Below are 16,837 nucleotides of genomic sequence, written 5' to 3' on the forward strand. Positions count from 1 at the left end.
GGTTCAAGCTAGGGAGCGGCGGCACCCGCGGCAATCAGTTGCCATTACTTGCCATCCGGTCTAGGGCACGCCGGTGAAACGACCGGCCTCGGCGTCGACCGCCCGCACCAGTTCGTCGTCCGAGGCCAGCTCGGCATCAAGTGCCGTGAGCAGCTCGCGCGCACCGGAGCGTGCCGGTGGCACGAGCTCGTCCGCGCGCGGATCCCGCACGTCCGCACCGCGGAGGTGACCGATCCACGCGGCGAGCACCGCCACCGCCGCCTCCGGCAACCGTCCGGCGGCGCGTTCCGCCCGCAGCACCGGCAGGATGCGCGCCGGGATCTTCTGCGAGCCGTCCATCGCGATCTGCCGCAGCCGGTGCTCGATCCCGGCTGACTCGAAGCGTCGCCGCAGCGCCGCCCGGTATTCGCCGAGTTCCGCGGCGGGCAGCGGCAGGTGCCGCGCGGCGGTGTCCCACCACGACTCGACCAGACCGGTGAGAACCGCATCGTCCATCGCTTCACGCACCGATCCCCGGCCACGGCCGAGCCCGGCGTAGGCGAGCAGGCTGTGCGCGCCGTTGAGCAACCACAACTTCCGCCGCTGGTGACCGTCGACGGAGTCGACGAACCGCGCGCCCGCCCGCTCCCAGTTCGGCAGGCCGCCGGGGAAATCGCCTGCCAGCAGCCACTCCGTGTACGGCTCGGTCACCACCGGCACGGCGTCGCGGACTCCGGACAGCTCATGCACGGCCTGCACGTCATCGGGCGTGGTGGCGGGCGTGATCCGGTCGACCACGGTGCTCACGATCGACACCCCGTTCTCGACCCACGCCGCGAACGCCGCGTCCGCACCCGCCACCGCCGCCCGCAGCACCGTGCGCAGCACCGTGCGCAGCACCGCACCGTTGTCCGGAACGTTGTCGCAGGGCACCAGGGTGATCGGCGCGGCGGACGCGCGGAACCGAGCCCGCAATCCGGCCACCAGCCTGGAGATCGCGGAATCCTGCCCCGGCTGCGGCACCCGGTAGGCCGCCTCCGTCACGGTCAGCGTGACTACCGCGACCTCGGGGACGGAGAGGTCCGCGAGCCACTGCTCGGTCTCCGCGCCCGCGTGCGCCCGGCTGATCGAGGCCACGGTGCGCACCGGATCGTCGCAACCGCGCACCAGCAACGAATACAGCCCGCGCTGCGCGTTGAGCTCCGCGGGCAGTTCGGTACTGCGGAACGTGTACGCGGCGATGCCCCACTCCGGGTCGGCGGCGGTGTACCAGGCCTGGTGGGCGCGGTGGAACCCGCCGAGTCCCAGGTGCACGGCGCGGACCGGGGCGGGCTCGGTGGCCCGGTTCAGTCGCATGGTCCCAACCGGAAGGCGGTTCGGGGCTGGCGGTCGTTGAGGTCGCGCAGGACCTGCGCGGCATCGTCCTCGCTGAGCACGTGCTCCGCGACGAGCGAGGCCAGGTGCCCGGCGTCGACCCGGCGCGCGGTGTCATGGCGGGCGGGGATGGAGCAGAAACCTCGGGTGTCGTCGATGAATCCGGCGGTGCGGTGAAAACCGGCCGTCTCCGTGACAGCGTCCCGGAACCGCCGCATCGCACGCGGCGCGTCCAAGAACCACCAGGGTGCGCCCAAGAACACCGACGGGTAGAAGCCGGCGATCGGCGCGAGTTCGCGGGAGAACACCGTCTCGTCCAGGGTGCACAGCACGGTCCGGAACCGCGGATCGGTGCCGAAGCGCCGCAGCATCGGGCGCAGCGACTCGGTGAACTCGGCGCGAGTGGGTATGTCGTGGCCGGTGTCCGGGCCGTAGTGCGCGAAAGTCGTCGGGTGGTGGTTGCGCAGGCTGCCGGTGTGCAGCGCCAGCACCAGGCCGTCCTCACTGGACATCCGGGCCATCTCGCCGAGCAGTTGCCTCGACAGCAGCGCCGCGTCACCCCGCCCGGCGCGGACCTCCTCGAACAGGCGGGAAGCCTCGTGTTCCGGCAGGAACTCCATGCGTGGATCCGGGGCGCCGTGGTCGGTCGCGGTGGCGCCGTGCGCGCGGAAGAACTCCCGCCGCGCCTCCAGTGCCCGGACCAGGCCGCGGTAGTCGCCGGTGTCGATGCCGCTGACCTCGGCGAGCCGCCGCAGCGCCGCCTGCCAGTCCGGGCGGGTCGCGTCGAGGTAGCGGTCCGGGCGGAACGTCGGCACCACCCGGCCCTGCCAGCTCGGGTCCGCGGTGAGCGCTCGGTGGTGGCGCAGATCATCGGCGGGATCATCGGTGGTGGCGAGCACCTCGATGCCGAACGACCGGTACAGCGCGCGCGGCCGCAGCTCCGGCCGAGCCAGGCGTTCGGCGAGCTCGTCGAACAACACGTCGGCGGTCGCCGCCGAAGGCTGCACCGTCACGCCGAGCACGTCGTGCAGCTCCGACTCCAGCCACTGCCGCGAAGCGGTGCCGAGGAACAGGTGCCAGTGCGAGCAGAACGCCCGCCACACCTCGCGCGGCGACGCCGGTTCCTCCGGGCCGCCCGGCAGGCCGCACTCGTGCAACGGAACTCCGTGCGCGTGCAGCAGCCGCGTCACGTAGTGATCGGGCGTGACCAGCAGTGCCGCCGGGTCCGCGAACGGCCGGTCCGTGGCCAGCAGCTCGGGATCGACGTGTCCGTGCGGGCTGATCAGCGGCAGATCCCGGACCTCCTCGTAAAGGCGCCGGGCAATGGGGCGTTGCACCGGGTCGCTGGGCAGCAGCCGATCGGGGTGCGGCGCGAGCGGAGTCGGCGCCCGTGAGGTGGAACCACTAGCCATGCCCGCAGAATCGGCCGCGCGCGAAGCCGCGGACAACTAGTTGCCATCGGTTGCCGGTCCGGTGGAGCCGCGGACCACAAGATGCGCGTCGAAGCTCATGGGCCGGGCGGTGCCGCCGGTCAGCTCGGCATGCACCAGATCGACCGCGACACCGCCGACCTGCCCGGTAGGCCCTGCGATGGTGGTCAGCCCGGGCATCACCAGGTCCGCTCCGAAGATATCGTCGCAGCCCACGATGCTGCGGTCCGCGGGCAGCCGCAGCCCCATGCCCTGCAAGCGCTGCATGGCGCCGATGGCGACGAGGTCGTTGTAGGCGATGGCGGCGGTGGCCCCGTCCAACACGAACGCCTCCGCCGCGTCCCGGCCTCCTTCCCTGGTGGGCGGATGCGGCCCGAGGAACACCGACTGCAATCCCAGGTCCGTCGCTTCGGCGTGCACCGCTGCCCAGCGCTGGCCGTTGATCCACGAATTCCGCGGACCCGACAGGTACGCGATGCGGCGGTGCCCGAACGCCGCGAGGTGGCGCACCGCGGTGCGCATTCCGCCCGCGGTGTCCACCACCAGGCTCGGCAGGCCCTCGATCACGCGGTTCACCATCACCAGCGGACGGTGCCTCGCCAACTGCCGCACCGACTCGTCGGCGAGCCGGGAGGTGGCGAGGATGCCGCCCGTCGAATTCGCCAGCAGGTGCCGCAGATTCCCGGCTTCCACCTGCGGTGACTCGTCGCTGTCGGTGAGCGCCAGCGTGTAATGCCGCTCGATGGCGCGGGACTGCACGGCCTTGATCAACGCGGCGTAGTAGGGGTTGGCGATGTCCGTGACGACCAGCATCAAGGTGCGCGATCGGCCGGGGGATTCAGCCCTGGCCAGCGGGCGCGGCGCGTAACCGATCTCCTCCGCCGCGACCCGGACCAGGTTGCGGGTGGTGGCGTTGACCCGCGACGGATTGCTGAACGCGCGCGACACCGTGGACGCCGCGACACCGCAGTGCCGCGCCACGTCGTAGATCGTCGGCCTTCCCTCACCCACGCCCCCACCCCCTTCTCCGCTTCTCCCCAATCGACCACGCCCCCGAGCCCCTGACAACCACTGGCACCTTGTTGCCACCCCGCGCCCCCTGCCCAGACGGAGACCACACCCCGCCGCACCCACCCGAGCGGAGTGAACGGACCGTTCGCCCAGTCCCCTTGGACCAACGGTCCGTTCACCAGAGAACAACCCCTTCCCGGGCTGCCTCTCCCTCGCTGCCCCACACCTCCCGCGCACGAGGTTCGGATTTAGTGAACGGACCGTTCGTCCAGTGAGATGGGGCGAACGGTCCGTTCACTCTCATCGGGACGCGCCCCGTGCTCCTGGGAACTCGTCGGTTGATTCTGTGTGGTCGGCGCGGCACTCAGCGGCAACCGCTTGGTGCGCCCCACGGGGGTGGTGACGATCACACGTTGTCAGGCCCGCCGCCGAGGCGGGTTCTCCCGGCGCCGGTGCCGTAGGCAGGCTCACGCGAGCCTGTTCGTGGAGGAGCAACATGGCGAATCCGTGGTTGTCCCGGCGGCGAATGGTCCTGAGCGCGGCGGCCGTACCGCTGGCTTTGTCGATGGCACCACGCGCGGCACCCGCCGCAGCCGCGAACGTCGAGGCGGCGGCGCGCGAGCGGATCGAGCTCGACGACGGTTGGGATTTCCGCTTCGGCGACGACGAATCCGGGTGGGAACCGGTGCGGCTCCCGCACACCTGGAACGACCAGGACGGGCAGGACGGCGGCGACGACTACCACCGTGGCCCCGGTTGGTACCGCCGGACGCTGCGACTGCCCGCGGAGTCGAGCAGCAGCCGGGTGTTCCTGCAATTCGACGGCGCCAACACCGTCACCGACGCCTGGCTCGACGATGTCCACTTGGGACAGCACCGGGACGGCTACACCCGGTTCCGGTTTGACATCACCGGGACGGTGCGCCCTGGTGCGGACAACGACCTCGTCGTGCGGGTCAGCAACGTGCACAACGCCGATGTGGCACCGCTGTCCGCCGACTTCACCTTCGCCGGTGGCCTGTACCGCAGTGTGAGCCTGCAGCTGACGACCCGGTGCACCTGGACCTGCTCGACTACGGCGGACCCGGCGCCTACCTGCGCCAACGCGCGGTGAACTCAGCCTCCGCCACGGTCGAGGTCACCGCGAAGCTCGCGAACGACACCCCACGAGCCTCCCGAGTCCGGGTCCGCGCCGTGATCACCGACGCCGACGGCCGCACCGCGCGGGACGTCTCCTCAGAACCGGTGCCACTGGCTCCTTGGACCCGCGCCGCGCACACGCTGCCGATGCGGATCAGCGCGCCCCGGCTGTGGCGCGGACGAGGCGATCCGCACCTGTACCGGGCACGGATCGAAGTGCACGACGCCGACACGGATCAGCTGCTCGACGGGATCACCCTGCCGCTGGGCCTGCGGACGTTCGAGTTCTCCGCGACCGACGGGTTCGCGCTCAACGGCTCCCCGCTTCCCCTGCGAGGCATGAACCGTCACCAGGGCCGGCGCGACGAAGGTTTCGCGCTCACCCGAGCCGACCACGAGCAGGACTTCGCGCTGATGCACGAGATGGGGGTGAACGCGCTGCGCACCGGGCACTACCCGCAGGACTAAGCGGTCTACGACCTGGCCGACGAGCTCGGCTTCGTGGTGTACACCGAAGTGCCGTGGGTCAACGCGCTCACCGACTCCGAAGCGTTCCGCGACAACGTGATCCACCAGCTGCGCGAGATGATCCACCAGCACCACAACCACCCGTCGGTGGTCGTCTGGGGCATCGGCAACGAACTCGGCTTCCACCCGACGGACAAAGATCCGCAGATCAACGCGCTGCTCGCCCGGCTCGCCGACATCATCCGCACCGAGGATCCGGAGCGCGCCTCCGGCTACGCCAACGTCTTCAAACGCGCCGATGACAACCCGTTCACCGGACACGCCGAGCTCAGCGGCTATAACCGCTACGAAGGCTGGTACCAGCAGACCTACGACGACTTCGGAACGTGGGCCGACGCCCTGCACGCCCGGAACCCGCGGCGCAAGATCGGAGTGACCGAGTACGGCGCGGGCGCGAACATCCACCAGCACGCCGAACCGGCCGCCACCCCGCCGGAACCCGACGGCCAGTGGCACCCCGAGGAGTACCAAGCGGTCCTGCACGAGTCCTACCTGGCGCAGATCAACGCCCGTCCCTACCTGTGGGGCACCTTCCTGTAAAACATGTTCGACTTCGCCTCGGACGGCCGGGCGGAAGGCGCCCAGCCCGGCATCAACGACAAGGGGCTCGTCACCCACGATCGGACCGTTCGCAAGGACGCGTTCTTCTGGTACAAGGCGAACTGGGCCGCCACACCCGTCATGCACATCACCAGCAAGCGCTGGGCTGAGCGGGCCGAACCGGGCACCACAGTCCGGTGTACTCCAACGGCGAACACCTCACCCTCATCGTCAACGGCGAACGCCTCCCCGCCGCACGTGCCGGACGCCTGTTCACCCGCGAGGTGCGCCTCCGCCCCGGCCCCAACACCATCACCGCCGAAACCACCATCAACGGCGAACCCCACGTCGACACGACCCGCTGGGCCTACGCACCCGGCTGAGCCTGCGGAGGTGGAGTGAACGGACCGTTCGCCCAATCTGATCGGACGAACGGTCCGTTCACTCACTTCCCGTCGGCGCGAGCGGCTCGAGTGGTCAACGTGGATCCGGTGGCAGGTCGCCGGCCAGAGGCCGAGTCGGCCTAGGAGGTTCTGCCCCGCGAAGGTGCTCAGCCGCGTTGGGCCGCCACTTCGTGCGGCGATTCCTCTCCGAACCGGCTCAGGAACCGCTCAGTCGTCTGCGGCACCCGCAGCACGACGGCGATGGCCACCACCGGCCCGACCAGCAGCGCGGTGAACGCGGTGGTGTAGCCGGCGTGCTCGACGACGTAACCGAACACGCTGGGACTGAGCACCCCGGCGAGCTGACCGCCGAAAAGGATCACTCCGGCGGCGGCTCCGCTCAGCGCGGCGGGCAGGCTGCGCAGCGGAACCGAGAAGCACGGCAGGTACGCGAGACCCGCGACGCCGCCGAGCAACGTCACGCACACCACGAACAGCGGCACCGAGGGCATCCGCGGCAGCAGGAACAACAGCACTCCGACCGCGATCATGCTGGGCACGACCACCCGGCGTGGCCGCCCGCCGAACCGGTCCGACAACCGGCCGCCCACCACGATGCCGATCGCGCCGAGCAACGTCGGCCCGACCACGACCATGCCGGCGGCACCGATCGGCAGTCCGTGCCGCTCCACCAGGAAGGAAGTGGTCCAGGTGCTGATTCCCCAACTCACGATGTCGTAAGCGAAGAACATCACCGCGAAACCCCAGATCGCCGGTGAGCGCAGCACTCGCAACGTGCCGCCCGGCCCTGGTGACCGCCCCGGGCCGGTCACGTCCGGCGACAGCGGCTCCGGCATCCACCGCACCACGGCCACGAACACCAGCAGCCCCAGCCCGGCCACCGCGAGGAACGCGATTCGCCAGTCCCAGAAGGACAGCAGCGCCGACCCGACCACGGCCGCCAGCAGCGCGCCGACGGCGTTGGAACTCTGCATCCAGCCGTTCGCGGTGAGCCGCTGGTCCGGGATGCTGCGCGCACTCAGCGCGCTCACCGACGCACCGGGGAACAAGCCCTGCGCGGCACCGAAGCACAACCGCACCGCCAGCAACGCGGTGAACGACCACGCGAACGCGGTGAGCCCGGTGAACACCGACCACAGCAGCAGCGCCAACGAGGCCATCCGCACCCCGCCGTAACGGTCGGCGAGCAGTCCGCCGGGGATCTGCATCAGCGCGTAGGTGAGGAAGAACGCCGAGACGACCAGCCCGCGTTCACCGTGATCAAGACCGAAGGTCTCGCCGATGGAGGGCAGCGCCACGTTGATGATGAGCCGGTCGATGTAGTCGACGGTCCAAGCTGCGAACAACAGGGCGACGGTGACTCGGGTCGTTCGGTGCACGGACGCTCCTCCGCCCGGTACGGGCGATCAACTGGCGGGGATCACCTCGAAACCTACCCTGAGTAGGCCTTCGATCGGGAGGGCTGCGAGCACGGCCGATCAGGAAGAACCGGGACGCGTCCGGCTCTCGACGCGCCCCTGGCCAGCCCGGCATCGTGACTCGTCGAGCACGTGCACCACTCCTGCATTCACCTGCCACACCTCGCCCCGCCCGCCCCTGATCTGCACATACAAGGATCAACGCACCGATTCCCGTACTCCGGCCACGGTTGACACCCATACCCCCCATGGGTATACCTGGACCCGATGGCGCCGGACCGGGGAGAGATCGATGCACGGATACACACAGGACAAGGACGAGTACGCGAAGCGGCTGCGCCGCGTCGAAGGACAAGTCCGCGGCCTCGCCAAGATGATCGAGGACGACAAGTACTGCATCGACGTGCTCACCCAGATCAGCGCCACCACCAAGGCACTCCAGTCGGTCGCATTGGGGCTGCTCGACGAGCACCTCAAGCACTGCGTCACCGAGGCACTGGCCGAAGGCGGCGAGGCCGCTGACGAAAAGGTGGCCGAGGCAGGCGCCGCGATCGCCCGACTGGTGCGCTCCTGACCGGACCGACGATGCGCGAGCGGCACCGCGAAGAACCGTCCTCCCGCAAGATCCGGACGCCGCCCAGGCGCCGGCAAGGCACGACGAACACCAGAAAGGGACGTACATGAGCCAGTCGACCTACACCGTGACCGGGATGACCTGTGGCCACTGCGTGAGCTCGGTGACCGAGGAGATCAGCGAGCTCTCCGGCGTCTCCGACGTCGCCGTCGATCTCGCCACCGGCGCGGTGACCGTGACCAGCACCGAACCGCTCTCCGAGAACGCGGTGCGCGGTGCGGTCGAGGAGGCCGGCTACCAGCTGGTGAACGCGTAGGCGTCCCGGCGGGAGCGGTTGCGCCGCTCCCGCCGCCCCGCGGTACATCCCGACCAGTCCACTACGGACTCCCCTTCCGAGCGGATCCGCGCGGCGGGTGAACAGGAGATCGCACGATGAGCACTGAAGCGTCGACGGCACCGGACGCCACCGGACGGCAGGTCGAGCTGATCATCGGAGGCATGACCTGCGCCTCGTGCGCGAATCGCGTGGAACGCAAACTCCGCAAACTCGACGGTGTGACCGCCACGGTCAACTACGCCACCGAGAAGGCAGCCGTCAGCTACCCCGCCGAACTCGACCAGCAGCGGCTCATCGACCAGGTCGAAGCCGCCGGCTACACCGCCGCAGTCCCCGAACCGCCCGCCGACGACACCGCTCCCGAGGATGCCGAAGACGATCCGACCACCGCGCTGCGCGATCGGCTGATCACCGCCGCCGCCCTGTCGATACCGGTGATCGTGCTGGCGATGGTGCCGGCCCTGCAGTTCACCTACTGGCAGTGGATTTCCTTGGCGCTCGCCGCGCCCGTCGTCGTCATGGGCGGCGCACCGTTCCACCGGGCGGCGTGGACGAACCTGCGCCACGGCGCGGTCACCATGGACACCCTGGTCTCGCTCGGCACGATCGCCGCATTCCTGTGGTCGCTGTACGCGTTGCTGTTCGGCATGGCCGGAATGCCGGGCATGACCCACGATTTCGACTTCAGCATCCGCCCCGGCACCGGCTCCGGGTCGATCTACCTGGAAGTGGCCGCCGGGGTCACGACGTTCATCCTCGCCGGCCGGTACTTCGAAGCCCGGTCGAAACGACGCGCGGGCGCGGCGCTTCGGGCGCTGCTGGAACTCGGAGCGAAGGACGTCGCGGTGCTGCGCGACGGCGGAGAACACCGCATCCCCATCGACCGGATGGCCGTGGGCGACCGGTTCGTGGTGCGCCCCGGAGAGAAGATCGCCACCGACGGCACCGTCGACGAAGGCGGCTCGGCCATCGACACCAGCGTGCTCACCGGCGAATCCGTACCCGTCGAAGTGGGTCCCGGCGACTCCGTGGTCGGCGCCACCGTCAACGCGGGCGGACGACTGATCGTGCGGGCGACCCGCATCGGCGCCGACACCCAACTCGCGCAGATGGCGCGGCTCGTCGAAGAAGCGCAAACCGGGAAGGCCGCCGTGCAGCGGCTCGCGGACCGGATCTCCGCGGTCTTCGTACCGATCGTCATCGTGCTCGCGCTGGCCACCTTGACCGGCTGGCTGCTCGCGGGAGGCGGCGTGGACGCCGCGTTCACCGCCGCCGTCGCGGTGCTCATCATCGCCTGCCCGTGCGCCCTCGGACTCGCGACCCCGACCGCGCTGCTCGTCGGCACCGGCCGCGGCGCCCAACTCGGCGTGCTCATCAAAGGTCCCGAAGTGCTGGAGTCGACGCGACGCATCGACACCGTCGTGCTGGACAAGACCGGAACCGTCACCACCGGGCAGATGTCGCTGGTCGGCGTGCACCTCACCGACGACACCGACGAACGGCAGGCGCTGCGACTGGCAGGCGCCGCCGAACACGCCTCGGAACATCCGATCGCGAGGGCCATCGCGCTCGGCGCGACCGAGCGAGTCGGGGAGCTCCCGGTGGCCGCGGAATTCGGCAACGTCGAAGGACTCGGGGTACGAGCCACCGTCGAAGACCACCAGGTCAGCATCGGCCGGATCTTCGACGGCGAACTTCCGCCCGAGCTGCGCGACGCGAAGACCGCTGCGGAAAGCTCCGGGCACACCGCCGTCGTACTGGCCTGGGACGACGCCGCACGTGCCGTGCTGGAAGTCGCCGACACCGTGAAGCCCACCTCCGGCGAGGCGATCCGGCGCCTGCGCGGCATCGGGCTGCGTCCGGTGCTGCTCACCGGTGACAACCAGACAGTGGCGCGCACCGTCGCCGCCGAAGTCGGCATCGACGAAGTCATCGCCGAGGTGCTGCCGCAGGACAAAGCCGCGGTGATCACCCGGCTGCAGGGCGAAGGTCGTGCGGTGGCGATGGTCGGCGATGGCATCAACGACGCCGCCGCGCTGGCGCAGGCCGACCTGGGCCTGGCGATGGGCACCGGCACCGACGTCGCGATCGAAGCCTCCGACATCACCCTGGTCCGCGGCGACCTGCGCGCGGCCGTGGACGCGATCCGGCTGTCCCGCCGCACCTTGCGCACGATCAAAGGCAACCTGTTCTGGGCGTTCGCCTACAACGTGGCCGCACTGCCACTCGCCGCCGCGGGCCTGCTCAACCCGATGATCGCCGGTGCGGCGATGGGTTTCTCCAGCGCCTTCGTAGTCGCCAACAGCCTCCGCCTACGCCGCTTCCACCTCACAACACCATCCTGATCCCTCACCTGACGGGGACCAAGTGAACGGACCGCTCGTCCAATCCTGTTGGGCGAACGGTCCGTTCACTTCATCCGCACGCCGGACGCTCCTGTACGTCAAGATCAGCTCCGCAACGCGATCGAGTCGAGTGAGCGGACCGTTCGCCCAACGGGATGGGACGAACGGTCCGTTCACTCCACCAGGATCGTGCAGCGCGACGCCTCGGTCGGGTTCAGCTCGGCAGGCGAGGGCTGGGGAGCGTGCGCAGGACCAGGCCGGGATGCGGGTTGGGGCCGAACGCCGTGGCCTTCGCCGGGAGACGCACCCCGGTCGCCGCCGCCGCGGACAAATCCAACTTGCTCGGAGGGAACGTGATGGCGGCGACGCCACCGAGTTCACGCACCACGCTCAACGCCCGTGGCGCACTCGGCTCGTGGTGCACGGTCATCTCCGGCGAATCCCGAATCGTGTCAAGGAAAGCCTGCAGCACAGAGATGTGCATCGACCGCAACGACTCCGCGAACCGCCCGCACGGCCCGGCCAGGAAATGCGCATCGGGACGGTCCAGGAGGAACGCCCGCTCCGGGGTGGCGATGATGAACGCAGGCCCGTGGTACGCCCGCGCCCGCAATACGTCGAGCCATTCCTCCAACGGTCCGCTCAGCGCCGTGATTTGGAACCACTGCTGCGCGGCGGCGAGCACTCTCCACGGGTCGGCGTGCGGCAACACCCGGTGCACCGGCCGCAGCCGAAACGGACTGCGCTTGGTGTCGACGAGCAACGCGGGCAGGTAATCCCACGGTCCACGGCCATATCCGGCGGCGTGAACGTCCCGGCGGAACCGCCGGGCGGCGACATGCCGGTGATGCCCGTCCGCGATCAGCGCGGACCGTTGATGCAGCGCATCAATGATCTCACCGCAGGTTTCCCGTTCCGCGAGTCGCCATACGCGGTGTTCCTGACCGTCGGGGGTGCGCAGTTCGGTCAGTGGCCGTTGCCGGGTCGCCGTTTCCAGTTGCTCGGCGGTGCGGTCCGTCCCGGAATAGCCGAGCAAGATGGGCGGCATGCTCATTTCTCCCGCCCGCATCAGTTCGACCATGCCGTCGGTGTGCGCCGGCGTGACGTCCTCGTGCGGCAGCAGCCGGCTGTCCAGGTGCACGGCGGAGATCACTCCGCGTTGCACGCCGAGCGGGCCGGACTGCTGGTAGACGTACATCGCGGGCCGTTCCTCGCGGGCCAGGACTGCGAGCCGCTTCCATTCGTCCAGCAACCGCACGGAATTCCCGATGTCCACGCGATCCCACGGGGTAGCGTGCCGGTCCACGAGGCCGCGCAGGCGTTCGGGCGCGAGGACCCAGGCGCGGAACGGGCGGATGTCCACTCCCACACGTACCGAACTCGTCACCACCGCAGTATCAACCCGCTGCGGCGCGTGGGGTCAGGCGGCCGAGAAAAGCACCGATTTGTGCGCTATGCCAGGGGTTTACTCAACGGAGAGTGAACGACCCTCATCCGGGCGGGGTTGCGGCGAGTGCGGTGCGCAGCTCGCCGAGAGCTCGATCGACGGTGATCAGATCGTGGGTGCATTCCTGCTCCGCGCCCGGCCCCGGCGGGAAGCATCCGCGTCCCAACAGTCGTTCCACCCGCCGCTGCAGCTCCTGAGCCGAGGCGACGACCTGCGGAGGATGTTCCGTTGATTCGGTGGCGCTGAGCGCGATGTTGCGCACCTGCGCCACGTACCGTTCGCACCGTTCGGTGCCGTGCTGCGCAGGACTCGTGTAGCACCGGTCCTGCGACATGAATCCGATCTTGGTGATGATGTCGTCCCGGGAGGCGCTCGGCGCGTGGCGCTGAACTCCCGGGTCGGTCTGATACCCGGCGCATCCGGTCAACGCGAGCCCGGCTAGCAGCGCACCCACGGTCGACGGCAGAAACCGCCGACGCGACGTCCTCGTAGGCATCCCTCACCCCTTCCCCATGTCACGGTACGCCGGTTCTGTGGACAACTCGCCCGCGTCCGCCCGGGCGCCCCGGCGCCTCCACGTCGCCGAAACCGCACCTCGATCTGGAGTGAACGGACCGTTCGACCAAACTCCTTGAACGAATGGTCCGTTCACTCAACTCGCATCGAGCACCACCCTGTCCGACACACCGACGCATACCCGAAAGTGGAGCGAGTTTTCGGGTGAACGGACCGTATTACCAAACTATTTGGACAGACGGGTCGTTCACTCTTCAAAAAACCGCCGAGTTATCCACAGGACGGCGATTTGTCCACAGATCTTGAGACCGACGTGGCGCCGGCGTTCTTCGACTGCTCATCGTGGAGTCATGCCGAGGAGAACGATCGTTGACTGGGACGAAGTGGCCACGGCCGCCACTCATGGTGTGCTCACCGCACGCGCTCTCGACGAACTCGGCGTGCCAAGACAGACCGTGTACCACCGCGCTTCTATCGGCGGCCCATGGAAACGGCTGCTGCCGGGCGTCATCATGCTGTCCTCCGGCACCCCCACCCTCGAACAGCGCCATGACGCTGCGTTGCAGTACGCGGGCACCGGCGCAATGATCACCGGCTTGGCGGCATGTCGTTTGCACGGCATGACGCGCCTTCCCGAAACCGATGAGGTGCACATGCTCATCCCGGAAGCGCGCAAACGCGCCAGCAAAGGATTCGTCGAGATCGAGCGGACCACACGCCTGCCGTTGCCGGTGACTCGCGGCGGCTTCCGCGTCGCACCTCTCGTCCGGGCATTGCTGGACGCCGCGCGCCGTCTGCCCACCCTGGACCAAGTCCGAGCGCTACTCGCCGAGGCGGTGCAACGGGAATTGGTGACGCCGGAGGCACTCGCCGTCGAAGCGAAAGCCGGCTCACGACGTGGCATCGCCCGATGCCGAGTGGTACTCGAAGAAATGAACGCCAATGTGCATTCGCCCGCCGAAAGCTGGGCGTACCGCTTGGCGCAGAATTCAGATTTGCCCGCCATGCAGTGGAACGTCCGGCTGCTCGGACCGGACGGGAAGTTGCTGGGCATTCCCGACGGCTGGATGGACGACGTGGGACTCGCCTGGCAGATCGACTCCACTGAGTACCACCTGGGGCCGACCTCCTACGAGAACACCGTGCTCCGCCATACCCTCATGACCGCCGCAGGTGTCGTTGTCGTGCACACGCTGCCGAAACGCATCCGCTCTGATCCCGCCGCGGTGATCGATGAACTTCGGCGCTCGTACCGCGCGGCTCAGCAACGACCACGTCCCCTAGTGACCGCGGTCCCGCGTGCACCTCGACAACGCTGAATGCCGCCTCCTGCCGACAGTGAACGGAACTCTCACCCAGCCCATCGGCCTCGCGCCACCGACGACACGCTCCCGATGATGTGCATCGCGGGCGGCCCGACAGAAATCCCGGAGCCTCCGGCGCCCAGCCCCCTCACGCAGCACACGCCCGACGTGCACGGGGAGCTTTGGGAGTGAACGGACCGTTCGTCCAATCCGATGAGATGAACGGTCCGTTCACTCCGATTGATGCCGGCGCGGCGGCGCCTGGCGGATGTCGCGCCGACGCATGGCATGGGGCGGCGGCGGGAGCGGGGTTCGGAGTGGACGGACCGTTCGCCCAGTCTGACTGGACGAACGGTCCGTTCACTCCACTGGCTGCTCCGGGGGTCAGGGTTGGGCTAGGCGTAGGAGGCGGGCGCAGGCTGTGTCTTCGTCGGGGGATGAGGTGATCACGTGCCAGACGCCGCGTTCGGCGACGCCGGTGTCCCAGCCGTTTTCGCCCTTGCGCAGGAACAGGAATTCCGTGGGCGGCGTGCGGGGCTCGTGCACACCTTCGATCCACAGCTCGCTCTCGGCGACACCGGACCCACGCAGCAGGGTGAACAGTTCGCGGCGATCCATCCGCCTACCGTAGATCGTCCGCGGGTTTGAGGTATCCGTTGGAAAGCAGCCACCGGACGTTCAGCCGCTGCCCCTCGTCCGGCTGGAGGAACGCGGAATCGAGCAGGATCTGGGTTCCGCCGCCGGGCTGCGCGAACCAAGGTGCGATCGGGCCTTCCCACACGGTGAACGGGCGGGCCACCTCGTACCGGTGGTAGCCGCATGGGAAGTCGGCTTCGCGGGTGGTGAGGCTCTGCGGTGGCAGCGAGCGCTCGGCGTAATCGTCTCCGGCCGGGGCGAGGAAGGAACCGTACTCGGAGCCGAAGCGGTCCAGGTCGTCACCGACCTCCAGCAGCTCGGGTTCCTTGTCGGGACTGCCGTCCGGTCGCACGTCGAAACCGTCCTGCGGCGGGTATTTCCAGCTGTTCGCGGCCGGATCCCAATACGTGTCGAGGAACTCGGCGGGGGCGAGGTCTCCGCTGCGCGAGTAGCCGTCCAGCAATGGACCGACCGGCTCTTGCCACGGCCGGGGCAGGTGCTCGGGACCCCAGCGCTCGTCCCCGTCGTGCACGCCGGAACACGGCACGTGCGGCCCGGAGCTCGACGGCTGCGCCGAGGCGGTCTGCGCCGGCCCGAACGGGGCCGGAACGACCGGGATCAGCACCGCCGACAGCCCGACGCTCAGTGCCATCAGCACCCGAACGCCGCGGTTTCCGCCGCGCGTCCGTGACGGCGCGGAACGCGCGTTCTCGGCGGGGCGCTTGTTCGCCCGTCCGAACCCCAGCATCGGAACTCCCTTTGATCGCAGCGATTGATCCACTGATAGCCGCCGGACGGCCCCGCACGGAATACTCCGGAGCGAACCGAACCCGATTGATCCAAGTGATCGACCCGATCAGGTGGATCTTGAAACGGACACTGACTCTCCGCACCTGGATCGCCCTCACGTGCATCCTGGTGCCGGCACGAGGAACACCGACCCCAGGCGCGCACCACCGAACACAATTGGTCCTATTTGGACGACGCTTGCCCTGATGATTCGACGCCGTCTTGATGAAACCCACCCGTTGCCGAGCCGATCTCACCGGGGCACGCGTCCACGTCCCGGTCAACATCGCACAATCGCGGCAGAAAACCCCGCTGCGGACATCCGAATTCGGGCTCCGCCCGATTCGGCGACCGCCGTCAGGCGAACCGGAGCACACCCGAAACCCCGGAAGACCACGCATGGTGAAGCCTTCACCGACGACGCCGAACCCTTCTCAAAACGACCTCGTGATCAACCTCACTGATTTCGCCCCGCTCTTGCCCTTTCCTTGTTTTGACCGGAACGGCTATTTCGCGCACGACACACCCGCGGGATACGCGGATCAATCACATCGGATCGGAATGCTCCGATTCCGCCACACGGTCGACGGCGCCGCGAACTCGCTCGGGCTGCGGAATGAGCAGCTCATCCACCCCGCAGCCGAGGACGACGCAGAGCACGTCCAAGTCGTTGAGCTTGACGCTGCCGGGCTGGCCGGACCACAGCGCCGACATCTTGCCCGCCGAGATCACCATGCCCCGTTCGGCGAGTCTGCGCTGCAGGTCACCCGCCTTCCATATACCGCGATTGGCCGCAGCCAGCCGCAGATTCCATCGCATCCGGTCACCCTCCTTCACCCCCAGCCGACCCAGCGGACGCATGCGCGACACCGATGCGGGACCACTTCGAGGTCCCCGCACCACGTCCGGCCGGCAACCCCGGAACACACCGAGCCCGAGACCATTTCAATGTGGCCGAATTCGACTCGCCCAAGTCGGATTCAACCGCTGAACGGTACTGCATCGATCCAACCACTCCGCAACCGGTTCTCACCGAACACCTCCACATGACCCTCGATCGGAGCA

General features: G+C 68.8%; 15 protein-coding genes and 1 pseudogene. 7 read left to right on the forward strand and 9 right to left on the reverse strand.

Going from position 1 to position 16,837, the window contains the following annotated elements; genetic code table 11:
* Nucleotides 1-60 precede the first annotated feature (60 nt).
* From H2Q94_RS24970 to H2Q94_RS24980, 3 genes are read right to left on the reverse strand one after another with little or no spacing between them, the layout of a single operon-like run.
* Nucleotides 61-1,335 (reverse strand): mannitol dehydrogenase family protein, encoded by a 1,275-nt coding sequence (locus tag H2Q94_RS24970; RefSeq protein ID WP_243789606.1) that lies wholly within the window; start codon nucleotides 1,333-1,335, stop codon nucleotides 61-63.
* A complete protein-coding gene (gene uxaC / locus H2Q94_RS24975) occupies nucleotides 1,326-2,765 on the reverse strand; it encodes a glucuronate isomerase (RefSeq protein ID WP_243789607.1) in 1,440 nt (479 codons plus the stop codon). Before uxaC ends, H2Q94_RS24970 begins: the two co-directional genes overlap by 10 nt.
* A gap of 36 nt (nucleotides 2,766-2,801) precedes the next feature.
* Nucleotides 2,802-3,794 (reverse strand): LacI family DNA-binding transcriptional regulator, encoded by a 993-nt coding sequence (locus tag H2Q94_RS24980; protein WP_243789608.1) that lies wholly within the window; start codon nucleotides 3,792-3,794, stop codon nucleotides 2,802-2,804.
* Between the two features lie 496 nt (nucleotides 3,795-4,290).
* Between H2Q94_RS24980 and H2Q94_RS24985 the strand changes: the two genes are divergently transcribed.
* From H2Q94_RS24985 to H2Q94_RS24995, 3 genes and pseudogenes are all read left to right on the forward strand, one after another.
* The gene (locus H2Q94_RS24985) at nucleotides 4,291-4,908 is read left to right on the forward strand and encodes a sugar-binding domain-containing protein (protein ID WP_243789609.1); all 618 of its coding nucleotides are present in this window, start codon (nucleotides 4,291-4,293) and stop codon (nucleotides 4,906-4,908) included.
* Nucleotides 4,905-6,002: pseudogene (locus tag H2Q94_RS24990) on the forward strand (glycoside hydrolase family 2 protein). Before H2Q94_RS24985 ends, H2Q94_RS24990 begins: the two are co-directional and overlap by 4 nt.
* 197 nt (nucleotides 6,003-6,199) lie before the next feature.
* Entirely contained in the window at nucleotides 6,200-6,385 is a 186-nt protein-coding gene (locus tag H2Q94_RS24995) for a hypothetical protein (protein WP_243789610.1), read from the forward strand.
* Between the two features lie 167 nt (nucleotides 6,386-6,552).
* Here the strand turns inward: H2Q94_RS24995 and H2Q94_RS25000 are convergent, their stop codons facing one another.
* Nucleotides 6,553-7,785 (reverse strand): MFS transporter, encoded by a 1,233-nt coding sequence (locus H2Q94_RS25000; RefSeq protein WP_243789611.1) that lies wholly within the window; start codon nucleotides 7,783-7,785, stop codon nucleotides 6,553-6,555.
* A gap of 331 nt (nucleotides 7,786-8,116) precedes the next feature.
* Here H2Q94_RS25000 and H2Q94_RS25005 point away from each other — a divergent pair, with 331 nt between their 5' ends.
* The 3 genes from H2Q94_RS25005 to H2Q94_RS25015 all read left to right on the forward strand — a co-directional run bounded on the left by H2Q94_RS25005 (nucleotide 8,117) and on the right by H2Q94_RS25015 (nucleotide 11,080).
* Nucleotides 8,117-8,398 (forward strand): metal-sensitive transcriptional regulator, encoded by a 282-nt coding sequence (locus tag H2Q94_RS25005; protein WP_243789612.1) that lies wholly within the window; start codon nucleotides 8,117-8,119, stop codon nucleotides 8,396-8,398.
* A 106-nt stretch (nucleotides 8,399-8,504) separates the two neighbouring features.
* Nucleotides 8,505-8,714 (forward strand): heavy-metal-associated domain-containing protein, encoded by a 210-nt coding sequence (locus H2Q94_RS25010; RefSeq protein WP_243789613.1) that lies wholly within the window; start codon nucleotides 8,505-8,507, stop codon nucleotides 8,712-8,714.
* Between the two features lie 116 nt (nucleotides 8,715-8,830).
* On the forward strand, nucleotides 8,831-11,080 hold the full coding sequence (locus tag H2Q94_RS25015) for a heavy metal translocating P-type ATPase (RefSeq protein WP_243789614.1): 2,250 nt from the start codon (nucleotides 8,831-8,833) through the stop codon (nucleotides 11,078-11,080).
* Between the two features lie 214 nt (nucleotides 11,081-11,294).
* On the opposite strand, the gene H2Q94_RS25020 is transcribed toward H2Q94_RS25015, so the two are convergent.
* On the reverse strand, nucleotides 11,295-12,467 hold the full coding sequence (locus H2Q94_RS25020; protein WP_243789615.1) for a DUF1015 family protein: 1,173 nt from the start codon (nucleotides 12,465-12,467) through the stop codon (nucleotides 11,295-11,297).
* A 103-nt stretch (nucleotides 12,468-12,570) separates the two neighbouring features.
* On the reverse strand, nucleotides 12,571-12,981 hold the full coding sequence (locus H2Q94_RS25025) for a hypothetical protein (RefSeq protein ID WP_243789616.1): 411 nt from the start codon (nucleotides 12,979-12,981) through the stop codon (nucleotides 12,571-12,573).
* Nucleotides 12,982-13,273: 292 nt separating this feature from the next.
* On the opposite strand from H2Q94_RS25025, the gene H2Q94_RS25030 reads away from it, so the two are divergent.
* A complete protein-coding gene (locus H2Q94_RS25030; RefSeq protein WP_243789617.1) occupies nucleotides 13,274-14,362 on the forward strand; it encodes a type IV toxin-antitoxin system AbiEi family antitoxin in 1,089 nt (362 codons plus the stop codon).
* A 369-nt stretch (nucleotides 14,363-14,731) separates the two neighbouring features.
* Here H2Q94_RS25030 and H2Q94_RS25035 read toward each other — a convergent pair whose 3' ends face one another.
* The 3 genes from H2Q94_RS25035 to H2Q94_RS25045 form a co-directional block, all read right to left on the reverse strand.
* Entirely contained in the window at nucleotides 14,732-14,965 is a 234-nt protein-coding gene (locus tag H2Q94_RS25035) for a hypothetical protein (RefSeq protein ID WP_243789618.1), read from the reverse strand.
* A 4-nt stretch (nucleotides 14,966-14,969) separates the two neighbouring features.
* Nucleotides 14,970-15,731 carry a TNT domain-containing protein gene (locus tag H2Q94_RS25040; protein ID WP_243789619.1) on the reverse strand — a complete coding sequence of 254 codons (762 nt, stop codon included), beginning with the start codon at nucleotides 15,729-15,731 and terminating at the stop codon, nucleotides 14,970-14,972.
* A gap of 587 nt (nucleotides 15,732-16,318) precedes the next feature.
* Nucleotides 16,319-16,591 carry a helix-turn-helix domain-containing protein gene (locus H2Q94_RS25045; RefSeq protein WP_243789620.1) on the reverse strand — a complete coding sequence of 91 codons (273 nt, stop codon included), beginning with the start codon at nucleotides 16,589-16,591 and terminating at the stop codon, nucleotides 16,319-16,321.
* Nucleotides 16,592-16,837 lie beyond the last annotated feature (246 nt).

Source organism: Saccharopolyspora gloriosae, assembly GCF_022828475.1.
GTDB classification, from domain to species: domain Bacteria; phylum Actinomycetota; class Actinomycetes; order Mycobacteriales; family Pseudonocardiaceae; genus Saccharopolyspora_C; species Saccharopolyspora_C gloriosae_A.